Origin of the sequence: Paraglaciecola mesophila KMM 241, from assembly GCF_000315015.1 — a bacterium.
GTDB classification, from domain to species: Bacteria; Pseudomonadota; Gammaproteobacteria; order Enterobacterales; family Alteromonadaceae; genus Paraglaciecola; species Paraglaciecola mesophila.
Genome location: NZ_BAEP01000051.1, coordinates 66853 through 80675 on the forward strand (window position 1 = coordinate 66853; position 13823 = coordinate 80675).

Here is a 13823-nt window from a genome sequence, read left to right on the forward strand (position 1 = left end):
ATAGCCGATAAAGCATCATGCGGCAGGTTTGGCTTTTAGCCTATGTCTTGCTATTACGCGGGTCGCCACTCCTGTGACGAGTAACACACCGCAAATAACTAACATCACGCCTACCCACATCGAAGGTGTTAAGGTCTCATTCAACAGAACAATCCCCCACATAATACCGAAGGCAGGAATGAGATAAGCCACAGTCAGGGCGTTGCTTGGGCCGACTTTGGCGATTAATCTGAAATACATTAAATAAGCTAATGCAGTGCAAAGGGCGCCAAGGGCAATGGCATCAATCCAGCTGCTTGATGATGGAAGCGTGCTAGGCATAAACCAAATATTGAGCGGTAACAAACACAGTGTTGCTGCAAACAAACTACCTGCAGCGAGCGCCATTGGACCCACAGCGCTTAAGTGTTGCTTGGTAAAGCAGCCTGCATAGCCGTATAGGGCGGTGGCACTTAAAGTAGCTAAGGTGGGCAAAATAGAAATGCTATCGAATGCGGCGGCCTGCGCTGCACTAAGAACTGCCACTCCAATAAAACCAATTAACAGTCCAAATACTGCAACACTTGATATTCGCTGCTTTAGCCACAGCCAGCCAATTAAGGCCCCAAACATAGGGGCGGTAGCGTTCATCACTGAGGCATATCCTGCTCCTATGTGTAATAAACTGTAGCTGAATAAACAAAATGGGATGGCAGTATTGGTTAACCCGACAATTAAAATGCCGCGCCAATGCTGGGTTATTTGACTGATAGCGTTGCGATTGCACACAAACGGCAGCAAAATCAGGCTAGCAATACCTGCTCGCATCGTGATTAAGCTTATTGGGCCAAATTCAGGCGTGGCGGTGCGAGTAAAAATAAATGCAGCCCCCCAAATGCTAGCAAGCAAGACGAGCTCAATAAAATCGCGTAATTGCATTTAACCTCCCTGTTTTATTCAGCTAATTTTTGCTGGTGGAACGGAAAATTGTGGGTTCTCTAGTCTTAGTAGAGTGACTTTGCGTGTTAAACCACCGGCGTATCCCGTCAGTGTGCCGTTGGCCCCTATCACTCTATGGCAAGGCACGATAATCGAGATAGGATTCTTGCCATTAGCGCTGCCCACCGCTCGCACGGCGTTAGGGTTGTTTAATTGCTTTGCTATATCGCCATAGCTACACGTAACACCATAAGGTATGGCACGTAACTGTTGCCAAACATTTTTCTGAAAATCAGTGCCGATGGGGGCTAAGGGCAAATCAAACACTTCACGTTCGTGGTCAAAATATTCTTTGAGTTGCTGTTTCGCTTGCTTCAATAAAGCATTGCTGGTGGCTGCTGTGTCTTGATGCTCTACAAAGGTAATAGCGATGATAGCGTCATTACTCGCACATATTTGTAATAGGCCACAGGGGGTGGGCAAATAGGTACACAGCGGGGTCAACGATGTACGGTTTTCCATTACGCGAGACTCCATAAAGTAAATGTTAAATAACTACGCCAAGGGCTGACTTTGTCAGCATCTATGTTGTGTAGAAGTAGCTGTTTTTTGATGACTAGATCTGAGTTAAGCCAAATATCCGCTTGGGATAGCCCACGCAAATTAGCATAAGCAATTGTCCATGGACCAATGCCTTTAATTGATAACCAATCATCGGGTGGAGCATCAGGGTGCTGGGCATAAAATGCAGCAAAACGGCGTAGGGTCTCACGACGACTGTTGGGCATCCCTAAAAAACTGAGATCACCGTTTGCGACGGCATCAGGCGTGGGAAAATAGCGGTTAAGTTCAGGCAATGGCCCCTGCTCATCAAGTACAGGCTCCCCGAGCGTTGCCACGAGCTTAGTCACTAAGTTAATAGCCGCGGTCACTGATATTTGTTGACCAAGAATAGCTCTGCACCCAGCTTCAAAGGTATTCCATATACCAGGAATACGTATACCCGGGGTAATAGTTTTAGCAGGCAAGCCACTTAATTCGATTCTGTTGTCAATGGTCGCGCTATCCGCATCAACGTCTAATATGCGCCGAATGTTACTCAAACAGCACTTGAGTTGCTGCAAATCAGCGATAGCTAAGGTAACGAGAAAGCAGTGTTTATCTGGTTGATGCTGGGCCTGAAAATAACCTTTGCTGGTTCCGACGGTAAAATTACGTGCGTAACTATCTTGGCTCACCCATTCGCTACCTGATATTGCTCGGCGCGCTAGAAAGTCACGCAAGTGGGGCCAGTTGTACGGCGGGCGATAAGCTAAAGGGATGACGATTGGTTGTATCAGGCTACTCGGTTTTATACGTAATTCCTTTGGAGTACGGCGCATGACGCGCTGCATATTGTATTGCAGACGCCTAGCGTCATTAAAGCCAGCAGCATCTGCAATATGTTCGATAGGTAATTGGGTGTGCTGCAATAATTGTTTGGCAAACAGAATTTGTTCATACACTTGATATTGTTTCGGGCTAAGACCAATGTGCTGAATAAAAAGTTGGCGTAAATAGCGATCGCTTATTCCGAGTTTTTCTGCAATTGTCGTCATGCTTAGGTGTAGGTTTTCGCCGAGTATCCGTAGTGCTCGGTTAACCGTAGTATCAACTCCGTTCCATGCATGGGAATGCGGCGCACTGTCCGGGCGGCAGCGTAAACAGGGGCGATATCCCGCAAGCATGGCTTGCTGTGCTAAGGTGAAGTATTCGACGTTTTCTTCATGTGGTAGCTTTGCTGGGCAAATTGGCCGGCAAAAGATCCCCGTTGATTTGACCGCTATAAAAAAACGCCCATCGAAACGAGGATCTCGGGTAAGTCTCGCTTGTTGATAATCTTGTATCGTCAGCATGAGGGAACCGAATGTATTAAGCCATGGACTAATGGTAATCCGGTGAGTGGCTATTATGCGTCGAAAACGGAACTCAAAGCAAAAATGTTGTTCTTTGCTTGGCTCGGCCAAAGTTTGGCTAAAGCTGTATGCAGCTCTTGCGGTTTCGGCTTTCGTAATTGCTTGTTGAATTTGATAGGGAATAAAGCAGATAATACGCGGCCGTTTTCTGCGCGCAGGAAAAGGAATGTAATCTTGATAACCGATATTTTGGAGTGGCTGTTTTCACGTGTTTAAGTCTTTCTTATTGATAAGCCTAGTTTTTTCAAACTTAGTTTGCTCGCAAGCCATGGGTGAGGAATGGCTTGACGATTTCGCCAGTCGAGTGAAAGCTAAAACGGCTAAGCAGCGAGTGCCAGGTTATTTGTTCGCTTTTATCGAAGAAGGCAAGCCAGCCAAGATGGTAGTGTCTGGCAAAACAGCCAATAATGGTACGGCTATCTCTCCGCAAACGGTGTTTCGTTTAGCGTCAGTGTCGAAAACATTTACCTCTATTTTAATGGCCAAAATGGTCGATGAGAATAAATTAAGCTGGCAAACCCCTGTGAAAAAAATGACCAACGAATATAGTTTTGATAACAGCAAAGACTTACAGCTCAGTCATATTGTTGGTCAATCGAGCGGGTTCTCGCCCAATGCTTATGACAATCTCATTGAAGCTAATTATCCGGTAAAGCGAGTGCTTAGCATGCTGACTGATTTAAAGCCTTTATGTACACCGGGTGAGTGCTATACCTACCAAAATACCTTGTTCGGCGTTATCGAAGAGTACTTTCAAGAAAATAACACGTCGTACGGGCAACAATTAGAAGCTGAAGTCTTGCGCCCGCTAAATATGAAAGGTGCGAGTGTGGGGCGTGAAGGTTTACAAGCGTCGAATTCATGGGCCAAACCGCATGTAGCGATCGCGAAAAACAAATGGCGCAGTGTGAAGGTTAACGAAGACTACTATCGCTTTTCACCCGCAGCAGGCGTGAACGCTAGCGGTGCGGATATGGTTAAGTGGGTTGGGGCGCTGCTTGGCGAGCAGCCGAATGTGATTGGGCCGCAAATTATTGACCAAGTGACACAACCTCGGGTGAAAACCAAACGCGAAATGCACCGCCGCTTATGGCAACGTTACCTCAAAGACGCCCATTATGGTTTAGGTTGGCGCGTATACGACTTTGATGGGCATAAATTGAATTACCACGGCGGGTGGGTCAAAGGTTATCGCGCAGCGGTTGCGTTCGCGCCGGATCAAAAAGTGGGCTATTTCATGCTTATGAATGCAGAGTCAAATTTGATCAACGATTTTACGGCTGATTTTTGGGCCAGTTATTTTGAGCATTATGATGCTCAGCAAAAATTAATCAGCGTGGCACCATAATCGTGTCTTATACCAACTGCAGTAAATAATTAATCACTCAAAGAAACTTTAGAATGACTTCATCAAGGCGCTTAAATGAAGTATTAGATGAACTAAAAAAGCCCAGACTTAAAAGACAAGACTGGGCTTTTTATTGATTTAGCGAAAGCTTAATTGGTTTTTAAATAGGTATAACCTTTTAGACAATCCTCGTAAAAGTCAGTCCATTTAACCGCTTCACGAGGTTTCATAGCACCGCTTGAAATATGTTGGTCGATCATACGTTTAACCGATTGGGCCATTGCATCTGGGTTGTACTGCATAATAGATAGCACGTCTTGTACTGATGAGCCTTTCACCATTTCTTCAATGTAGAAGTCTTCTGGGTCATCATCATCACCGAAAATATGCACTTCGTTCAGGCGGCCGAACAAATTATGCATGTCGCCCATCACATCTTGATATGCGCCGGTAAGGAACAACCCTAAGTAATACTCTTCCCCTTTTTTAAGCGGCGGCATTGGCAGCACGTCTGATATGCCGTGCTCAACCACGAATTGGTCAAGCTTACCGTCACTGTCACAAGTAATGTCGACGAGTGAACAATTCACGGTGGGCTTCTCGTTCATACGAGCAATGGGGACAACCGGTAACACTTGGTCTATCGCCCACGTATCTGCTGCAGATTGGAATACAGAAAAATTACACAAGTATTGTGACGACAAGTTGTAGTCAAGCTCTTGTAATTCTTCTGGGACAAACTCAGCATCTTTCAGACGATGCTGCAATTTGACCATAATCTGCCAATACAAAGTTTCAATTTTGCCTAATTCTTCTAATGAAATAACGCGCAGTTTGAATGCGTTAATTGCGTGTTCTTTCCATTGAGATGCATCATTGAAAATTTCTTGTAAATTATCTTGCGAGTCTACCCCTTCAGCCAATTCTCGAATGTTATTCAACAAAACGTGATCGTTGGGCAGTTTATCCGTGGGAAGCTCGGCGCTATTAGCACGAATTTCACCAACAACTTGCGCCACAACGCAGCTATGGTGAGCCGTAATAGCACGGCCACTTTCGCTAACAAGCGTAGGGTGAGGGACGCCTTCTAAGTCACATACTTCACGCATACCGTAAACAACATCGGCTACGTATTCTTCCATGGTGTAGTTACGTGATGAGTCATTAGTTGATTTGCTGCCGTCGTAATCGATACCTAAGCCGCCGCCCACATCAACGTATTCTAATTTAAAGCCCATGCGGTGCATTTCTGCGTAGATACGACCGCCTTCACTGATGGCTTCTTTGACCGCGCGGATGTCAGTTAATTGGCTACCAATATGGAAATGCAGTAATTTCAAACATTCGCCCATGCCTTCGCTTTCTAGGTAGCGCGCCGCACAAATCATTTCGCTGGTGGTAAGGCCGAATTTAGCACGGTCGCCACCTGAGCTTTCCCATTTGCCACGGCCTTTTACGGTCATTTTTGAGCGAAGGCCAATAATAGGCATCACATCTAATTGTTTAGCTGCGTTTACAAGTAGGCTTAGCTCAGAATATTTTTCAATGACCACAATCATTTTGCGGCCAAGCTTACGGCCCAAAAGCGCTAAGCGCATAAACTCGGCGTCTTTGTATCCGTTTAAGATCGTTAACGAGTCAATATTGGTGTTATACGCCATAACGGTAATAAGCTCGGCTTTAGAGCCTGCTTCTAGGCCATAGTTAAACGGAGCACCAGCGTCTACTATTTCTTCAACCACTTCGCGCATCTGATTTACTTTAACCGGATAAACACCCATGTACTTACCCTGATACTGGGCTTCTTCAATGGTTTTGATGAAGGTTTGATTTAGACACGCAACTTGAGAGCGCAAAATATCGTGAAAGCGCACAACAACGGGAAATTGAATACCTTCTTCTTTAATTTCTTCGATGACGGATTGGAAGTCGATGCGCATGTTTTTATTTGAAAGATCTGGAGTGATCTTAAGATTGCCGTTTGCTCCGATTTCGAAGTAACCAGCTCCCCAACGCTTCACGCCATATACACGCTCTGCATCGTCGATTGTCCAATCTGATTGCTCTGCCATTACCATTAATACCTAGTTGCGGGACTGTAAAGTCGCGCATTATAGTGAACAAATTTCTTCAACGCTATGACACTGAAGACACTTTATTAAAAACTTCAATCGCTGAATGATTAACCACTTTACTCGTCATTAACTAAGCAGGTGATAGAACCACATAAACTACGCTGTGAAGTAGGATAAAACCATTATTTTTTACGCTATTTTAGCTCGCATATTGACATAACTTTGGCCAAGTTAACGTGCCGAGTGCCAAGCTAATGCAAGTTATTAACCAATAGGATAACTTAGCCAAAAGAGTGCAATGCCGCGTAATGGCTCACTAATTGCTGTTTTCAATGTTTGTATCGTCATGCAGTGCAACGTCAGTTTATTCAACTACTCGACCTACGAGGTCAAGAGTAGCTGATAAATGAGTCATACAGATGTCTTGAATTGCCGCTAGATGATAAACATTGCTTGACGAAACCTCCATGCTGGTACAGGTTGTATCTCGTAACCAATCCCTATTATAACGGAGCCTCTCGGTACGCTTATGCACGATAATAATTGCTCAACCCCCTCGATGGATGATCCAGAACATATTTTGGAATTACGCCATTTAACCATAGATGATTATGCCGACGTAAAAGAGCTTATGGACATCGTCTATTCTCAAGTTGGTGGGGCCTGGCCTTTGAAAAATTTTCAATCTCAGTTGAATGTTTTTCCTGAAGGGCAAATCTGTATAGAAGATAAAGGCAAGGTTGTCGCTGCCGCCATTTCAGTGATAATCGATTACGATAAATTTGGTGATAAACATACTTATGAAGACATTACAGGTGATGCCTATATGTCTACTCACGATCCAAAAGGTGATGTGCTTTATGGTGTAGACCTTTTTGTGTCGCCTGAGTATCGAGGGTTGCGATTAGGGCGACGCCTGTATGAAGCACGCAAAGAAGTGTGTCGGAATCTAAACTTAAAATCGATTGTGGCCGGTGGGCGTATTCCTAACTACACCAAGTATGCTGCGCAGATGTCACCTTATGAATATGTTGAGCTAGTGAAATCAAAAGATATTCACGATCCAATTCTAACCTTTCAATTATCCAATGGCTTTGAAGTAAAACAACTGCTTAAAGCGTATTTCCCTGAAGATAAAGCGTCTCGTGGTTACGCTACGCTGCTTCAATGGCACAATATTTACTATGACCCTGAAGAGCCTGAGTTGTTGGGTAGCCAACGCAACTCAGCGCGTATCGGGTGTATTCAATGGCAAATGCGTTATTTCAATGATGTGCCTGAGCTACTCCAGCAAGTTGAGTATTTCGTGGATGCCTTGTCTGATTACAAATGTGACGTCGCACTTTTCCCTGAGTTTTTTAACGCACCACTAATGGGGATTAAGCAGGCTGATACGTCTATAGATGCGATTTGGAATTTAGCCACTTACACAGATGAGATCCTCACCGAAATTTCCCGTTTAGCCGTCTCATATAACATTAATGTTATCGCCGGGTCAGTGCCGGTTATCGAAGAAAATGAACTGTATAATGTGAGCTATTTTTGTCACCGAGATGGCCGTGTTGAAAGCCAATATAAATTACATCCTACACCTCATGAGAAAAAAGATTGGATCATGCAAGGGGGGAATCAATTACAAGCATTCGATACTGATTTTGGTAAAGTTGGCATACTGATTTGTTACGATGTTGAGTTCCCTGAACTGGGCCGTTTATTAGCCGAGCAAGACATTCAAATCTTGTTCGTTCCGTTTTGGACTGACACCAAAAATGGCTACCTGCGCGTACGTCGTTGCTCTCAAGCTAGGGCGATAGAAAATGAATGTTATGTGGCTATTGCTGGCAGTGTAGGTAACCTTCCCAAGGTAGATAATGTGGATATTCAGTACGGTCAAACCGCTGTGTTTTCCCCGTCTGATTTCGCATTTCCTCATGATGCAATCGTGTCAGAAACGACACCGAATACTGAAATGACGCTGATCGTAGACTTGGATTTTGATAAGTTGAAACAACTTAAAAATGAAGGGTCCGTGCGCAACTACTTAGATCGGCGTCGCGACTTATACGAAGTAAAATGGAAGGGTCCGAAGTAAGTGAGCGTTAACTAATTTAAATCTAAATTCTATTGCCAACTAAACTGGTAGCACAGAAAAAGGTTACTCTCGTGCTGCCAGTTAGATAAAAACAACGCTTAGTTACGTGCGAGTTAAGCAAAGATTAGTGGTCACTAACATTTGCTTTTTTTTACCCTTCGTATTGAAAAACTTCTTCTAATGACTGGCCAAATACTTCGGCAATTTTGAAGGCAACTTCTAAAGTTGGTGAATACTTACTTTTTTCTATTGCCATGATCGTTTGTCGGGTCACTCCTACCAGTTCTGCCAATTCTTTTTGGGTCATTTCATCAGCAAAAAAACGTAATTCTCGGATCTTATTTTTGATTGGAACATTTGCCACTTTAGGCACCTTTTCTATAGAAAAATACTTGGCTCGAATAACGTGCCACTTCGGAAATAATAAAACTGAAAAATAAAATATTTGCGCTTAAAAGCGGAAAAGTAGCGACTGCATTTTGGCCTTTAAATTCAGGAAAAAACGAGCTCAATAATATATGACCTAAGGTCAAGATAACACCCAAAATAAGTACGCTATAGCCAACGCTGTTCGCTCTCATTTTGTACAATTTGTCTCGCTCATCAGAAGGCTGTTGTGCATCGCTTGGATTACATATTGCAATGACAGTATGCAGAATAATTTCTACTACGACTGTAGTGACTACTGCTTGGAACAATAGCTGAACCGCAGCAATATTTGCCTGCTCTAAAGGCATCGAACCTAGACTCAAAACATTGATAAAATAGTAACCAAAAATACATACCGTAGATATCAGCGATACCCAAATGCTTTTCTCTTCAAATGACATGCTTGCTCACCTTATAGCGTTAAAGGTGATAAAATATATGTTAAATTTTACTCAGTGTAAAATATTTTTAACATTTGGTTGTATTTTATATTCTTTATGAGGATTTTCTGGTTATCATTCACCTATATCTTCGTTCCACAGTTCTGGTTTATCACGAATGAAATCATTCATCAGGGTGATGCACTCCTGATTATGCAGCACTTGCGCGTTCACCCCGCGGGAGGTCAAAAGAGACTCTTCGCCCATAAATGTCTGATTTTCACCAATCACTACTTTTGGGATACCGTAAAGTAGAATAGTACCGCTGCACATGCTGCAAGGTGATAATGTGGTGTAAAGCGTCGATTCTTTATAAACCCGTGCTGGTTGACGCCCCGCATTTTCAAGCGCATCCATCTCACCGTGCAATATTGGGCTGCCACTTTGCACGCGCTTATTGTGACCTCGTCCGATAATTTCACCATTGTGCACAAGTACTGAACCAATGGGGATACCGCCTTCTGCCAAGCCCAATTTTGCTTCGTCAATCGCCGCTTGCATAAATTTGTCCATGAGAACCTCCGTGATTATGTGAGTAGTGTAATAAAAATGGGTAATAAAAATTGTTTAAGAACATACCGGTGCTCGCAGCTGTCTCTTTGTGTTACCACATCACCTTCGTGCGCGACGCTAAACGGATTGCTTCGCCAGCCTCAAGCTAACTGTGTTACAAACCATAAGCGTACGGAAATATCTAGACACGCTTCAAGCATAAGCTAATCAAGTCGCTATGATAATATGGTCTGTCACTTGAGGATTATGTTTTTGCCTCAATACTACTTTCAGATATCACCATTGGGGGATTCGATAGGCATAACTATGCTGCCATTTTGAGTTTTAGCGAATGCTGCTATTTTCTTTAGATACTTTAAGAAAAATGTCATGGGTAGCCGCTATTATAAATTAAAACCCAGGAGGAAAGAATGACATTATTGGTTGATACGCACTCGCATACGGTCGCCAGCACACATGCATATAGCACTGTGCATGAGTACGCTGTGCAAGCCAAACTAAAGGGGATGCAAATGTTCTCACTCACTGAACATGGCCCGTCGATGCCTGACTCTCCTCATCCATGGCATTTCGGTAACCGCCATGTTCTACCGCGCTTTGTAGATGGCGTTGCGATATTACGCGCAATCGAAGCGAATATTATGCCGGTCGATGGTGGACACGATATTCCAAATGGTCTTCTCCCCTTTCTCGATTTTGCCATCGCGAGTTTTCATGAGCCCGTGTTTGCGCCAGCAGGGAAAGCGCAAAATACCCAAGCCATGATAGCCACTATAGAAACGGGTGACATACAGATTATTGGCCATCCGGGGAATCCTAATTTCCCCATTGATATAGGTGAGGTGATCCGAGCCGCAAAAGACAACAATGTGGTGTTAGAAGTGAATAACAGCTCATTTAAAGGCTCGCGTTCTGGCAGCTCCCCTATTTGCAAACAGGTACTTGAGATGACAGACCAGCTCGATTGGAAGGTGGTATTTTCAAGTGATGCACATGTGGCATACGATATTGGGAATGATGCTTCAAGTAGCGCGTGTGCTGAGGAAGTTGGTTTTCCCGTAGAGCGAATTGTAAATCGCGACGCACATCACTTTTTGGCGTTTTTGGCCCAGCATAATAAGCCTGTCGCTACCGAGTTGCAGGATTGGTTAGCCGCACTCTAATTGGATGACCGTTGCCTATGATTGCTTAAATGAGGGCTAAGTGGCTTTGCTTAGCCACAACATTTTTTATATTTTTTACCGCTTCCACAGGTGCAGGGATCGTTTCGATTCGGGGTTTTAACGAATGTCTGTGTACCTGGCAAATTGAGTAGGGTATCGAGTTGAATCGTATTTTCAGGCTGATTAGTATCTACGGTGATTTCAGCATAAAGATTGTGCTCAGCTAGAACAGATTTTAGCTCAGCTTCCCTTTCATACGTCTGCACCGATATCTGTAGCGGTGCATTTTCGCTGCCTACCTTGGTTTTTCGCTGAGTGTTGTAGCCAAATCTCTGGTACTTTTCCCGGGGATCTATTCGGCCTTTGAAGAAAAACTTAGACATGTTTGTTCCTTGGAACGTTAAAAAAGGGCGCAGATACTAGCAGGCTTTCCCGCAAGTCCCTATTAATTATTTTTTAGTCAGTAGTGTTATCAATCTGTACGTAATCGTAAATGGTATGGGCTTTAATACCTACGTATTTCGCTGGTTATTTCCTAACCAAATTTATTGCTGTTTAATCCGCGCCATCTGAATTCGACTCATCTTAACCCAAGGAATAACCATGTTGAAAACTATTAAAACCGTTGCCGTTATCGCCGTATTTTATGGCGCTTTTTCTTCAGTAGCGCAAGCCGATGTGGCTGAAGACTTACAAAATATTTGTACTATCGTTAAAGCCGACGACAAAAGTGAATTGCGCAAGAAAATGAAAAAAGTGGAAAGTGACTATCGCTTAAAGCTACAAGATTACTATACGGGTATTAGTTGCGAGGGAGAGAGCCTAATTCGTATTGCGTTTTTAAATAATGCGTTAGAAACGGGCGAGCTGATGATCAAAAAAATGCCTAAAAGCCTACTGAATTCACCAGAAAGTGACGGTAAAACCTTGCAAGCGTGGGTGTCCGAAAGACAGCTTATGGCGTCACCGATCGCCAGCGTTTTGAACGAGCGGATCTGATACCTATTCCAATAAATTTTCCCTGAGTGATTAACTATTTTACTGGGGCTGGTATGACGGTACAAAAGGTTTCAAAAGTAAAAACGGCTCTTTTTTTGGGGAGCCGTTTCATAATTCAAAAATACTATTCAATATCTTGATTAGTCGTCCAATGAAGCACCACTGATTGGCTCTAGGAAAATCTGCACATAAGACGCGTATATACTCACTAAAATTACTGGTAGGACAATAAGTAAACCCAAACCTAGGGTAAACATACCAAAAAGAAACATCGGAATTAAAGTTAGCCCGTACCAGAAAAAGGGTAGGGTGTTTAAGAAGCAGGCGACGAAGCTAAGTCTTAGTGCTGCAAACACAGATAAATCATGACGAATAATCAATACCGGAGCAAACCACAATCCCATCATCAATGGAATGAGCAATAAAGTCGCGATTAAAACAGAGATAGCCAAACTATTAACGTCAAAATCAGCAGGTAGCGTATCTACATTTCCGCTGAGCATCGTAAGGTAGGTGTCTCCTAGCGTTATCCACATAATGAGACCTGAAAGCACCATGCTCACAAAACCTAGCCCAACCAATTTAGAGAGATTGTGTTTAAAGCCCGCAAACATATATTGACTGGTAAATTCTTTGCCTTGACTGGCTTCATAACAGCCGAGCATAAGCCCTGCAATGAACACGTAATTCAGTAGTCCGCCCGCTATTTGCCCTACAATCGGGATGATCGACATTACCAGAGAAAAAACAAACCAAATCAAAATACAGGTAACCCAAGCGCCAGGGTTGCGCTTAAATTGATGCTTACCCTCACGCAACCATGAAATGACATCTTTAGTTTTACACACTTTGGGGAAAACCAGACGGTATTCTTCGCCGCTGGGTGATGAAGGTGAATAAGGAGAGGGGTGCATAAAAAATTTACTCTTTGTTATGTAAGACGTTGAACACGAACCGTATATCCTGTCAAAGCGCACTCGTAAGAACAAGTTGTAATGGAGTCGTATGTGTAACTCAGTGTTGCCAATATCCCACATTTACACGCTATTAGCATCACAATATGCCTATTATTCTCTATTTTTCAGCATGTTATATCTTGGCATTAAAATCGCATATAAGTGTTTATGGATAAACTATGCAGCAATCAGACAACAGGAAATGAACAGCTTTGAGTTCTCACTTTTCAGTTGACACATTGTTTGCTAAAAATTACAGGAGACAACCATGTATTTCTTCGTCATCATAGTATGTGCTTTGACCGCACTAGTAACATTGCGAAATGTAGCTATGTTAGGAGGAGTAGTGCACGGTCTTGTAAAGGTAGTTTGTTACTTAGGGTTGATCATATACATGGTAAGTACCTTAGTAAGAGTCATACTAAATCGCTTGAATTTTCGAGCAGCGTAAATATAAGGAACTAGAATGAAAAATACATTTGCCAAAACAGCTATGGTGATCTTTGTTGCTTCACTATCTCTTGCAGCTTGTAGCGAGAAGAAAGAAGAGACGACCGGTGATAAGTTAGATTCAGCTGTGCAAACCAGTAAAGAAAAAATGGAAGCAGCTGGCGAGAAGTCCAAAGACGCATATGAAGATGCTAAAGAAGAAGCATCTGATGCCTATGAAGATGCCAAAGACGATGCGTCTGAAGCTTACGAAGACGCGAAAGACGCTACCACCGAAGCGTACGAAGACAGCAAAGAGAAAGCGTCTGAGTGGATGGAAAAAAGTAAAGACAAAGCAAGTGAAATGAAAACTGATGCAGCTAATGCTATGGAAGACACTTGTGAAGATGCTAAATCCGAAATGAACGCAGACGATACCGACTGCTAATTTCGCGCTTTCCTGTTAATTCGGGAATACCGCGTACAAAAATGCCGCTTCTTAATAG

14 protein-coding genes are annotated in these 13823 nt (G+C 43.3%); 5 read left to right on the forward strand and 9 right to left on the reverse strand.

What is annotated here, in order from left to right; genetic code table 11:
• Window positions 1-15: 15 nt before the first annotated feature.
• The 3 genes from GMES_RS12095 to GMES_RS12105 are packed head-to-tail and all read right to left on the reverse strand — an operon-like array spanning window position 16 to window position 2813.
• Entirely contained in the window at window positions 16-918 is a 903-nt protein-coding gene (locus tag GMES_RS12095) for a DMT family transporter (RefSeq protein WP_006992987.1), read from the reverse strand.
• 18 nt (window positions 919-936) lie between these two features.
• Window positions 937-1440 (reverse strand): methylated-DNA--[protein]-cysteine S-methyltransferase, encoded by a 504-nt coding sequence (locus GMES_RS12100; RefSeq protein ID WP_006992988.1) that lies wholly within the window; start codon window positions 1438-1440, stop codon window positions 937-939.
• On the reverse strand, window positions 1440-2813 hold the full coding sequence (locus GMES_RS12105) for a DNA-3-methyladenine glycosylase 2 family protein (protein ID WP_006992989.1): 1374 nt from the start codon (window positions 2811-2813) through the stop codon (window positions 1440-1442). Before GMES_RS12105 ends, GMES_RS12100 begins: the two co-directional genes overlap by 1 nt.
• Before the next feature lie 268 nt (window positions 2814-3081).
• Here GMES_RS12105 and GMES_RS12115 point away from each other — a divergent pair, with 268 nt between their 5' ends.
• Window positions 3082-4221, forward strand: coding sequence for a serine hydrolase domain-containing protein (locus GMES_RS12115; RefSeq protein WP_006992990.1), 1140 nt, complete (start codon window positions 3082-3084; stop codon window positions 4219-4221).
• Window positions 4222-4370: 149 nt separating this feature from the next.
• On the opposite strand, the gene speA is transcribed toward GMES_RS12115, so the two are convergent.
• A complete protein-coding gene (gene speA / locus GMES_RS12120) occupies window positions 4371-6293 on the reverse strand; it encodes a biosynthetic arginine decarboxylase (protein ID WP_006992991.1) in 1923 nt (640 codons plus the stop codon).
• Between the two features lie 532 nt (window positions 6294-6825).
• On the opposite strand from speA, the gene GMES_RS12125 reads away from it, so the two are divergent.
• Window positions 6826-8388: a bifunctional GNAT family N-acetyltransferase/carbon-nitrogen hydrolase family protein gene (locus tag GMES_RS12125; protein ID WP_011576579.1), complete on the forward strand. Its 1563-nt coding sequence runs from the start codon at window positions 6826-6828 to the stop codon at window positions 8386-8388.
• A gap of 151 nt (window positions 8389-8539) precedes the next feature.
• On the opposite strand, the gene GMES_RS12130 is transcribed toward GMES_RS12125, so the two are convergent.
• The 3 genes from GMES_RS12130 to GMES_RS12140 all read right to left on the reverse strand — a co-directional run bounded on the left by GMES_RS12130 (window position 8540) and on the right by GMES_RS12140 (window position 9770).
• On the reverse strand, window positions 8540-8752 hold the full coding sequence (locus GMES_RS12130; RefSeq protein ID WP_006992993.1) for a helix-turn-helix transcriptional regulator: 213 nt from the start codon (window positions 8750-8752) through the stop codon (window positions 8540-8542).
• Window position 8753: 1 nt separating this feature from the next.
• The gene (locus GMES_RS12135; protein WP_006992994.1) at window positions 8754-9218 is read right to left on the reverse strand and encodes a hypothetical protein; all 465 of its coding nucleotides are present in this window, start codon (window positions 9216-9218) and stop codon (window positions 8754-8756) included.
• A gap of 114 nt (window positions 9219-9332) precedes the next feature.
• Complete coding sequence (locus tag GMES_RS12140) at window positions 9333-9770, reverse strand: nucleoside deaminase (protein ID WP_006992995.1); 438 nt, start codon at window positions 9768-9770, stop codon at window positions 9333-9335.
• Between the two features lie 410 nt (window positions 9771-10180).
• Between GMES_RS12140 and GMES_RS12145 the strand changes: the two genes are divergently transcribed.
• The gene (locus GMES_RS12145; protein ID WP_006992996.1) at window positions 10181-10933 is read left to right on the forward strand and encodes a phosphatase; all 753 of its coding nucleotides are present in this window, start codon (window positions 10181-10183) and stop codon (window positions 10931-10933) included.
• Between the two features lie 50 nt (window positions 10934-10983).
• On the opposite strand, the gene GMES_RS12150 is transcribed toward GMES_RS12145, so the two are convergent.
• Complete coding sequence (locus GMES_RS12150; protein WP_006992997.1) at window positions 10984-11316, reverse strand: PBPRA1643 family SWIM/SEC-C metal-binding motif protein; 333 nt, start codon at window positions 11314-11316, stop codon at window positions 10984-10986.
• A gap of 220 nt (window positions 11317-11536) precedes the next feature.
• Between GMES_RS12150 and GMES_RS12155 the strand changes: the two genes are divergently transcribed.
• A complete protein-coding gene (locus GMES_RS12155; RefSeq protein WP_006992998.1) occupies window positions 11537-11932 on the forward strand; it encodes a DUF3718 domain-containing protein in 396 nt (131 codons plus the stop codon).
• 140 nt (window positions 11933-12072) lie between these two features.
• Here GMES_RS12155 and GMES_RS12160 read toward each other — a convergent pair whose 3' ends face one another.
• A complete protein-coding gene (locus tag GMES_RS12160) occupies window positions 12073-12846 on the reverse strand; it encodes a BPSS1780 family membrane protein (RefSeq protein WP_006992999.1) in 774 nt (257 codons plus the stop codon).
• A 508-nt stretch (window positions 12847-13354) separates the two neighbouring features.
• Here GMES_RS12160 and GMES_RS12165 point away from each other — a divergent pair.
• Window positions 13355-13765 (forward strand): hypothetical protein, encoded by a 411-nt coding sequence (locus GMES_RS12165; protein WP_006993000.1) that lies wholly within the window; start codon window positions 13355-13357, stop codon window positions 13763-13765.
• Window positions 13766-13823 lie beyond the last annotated feature (58 nt).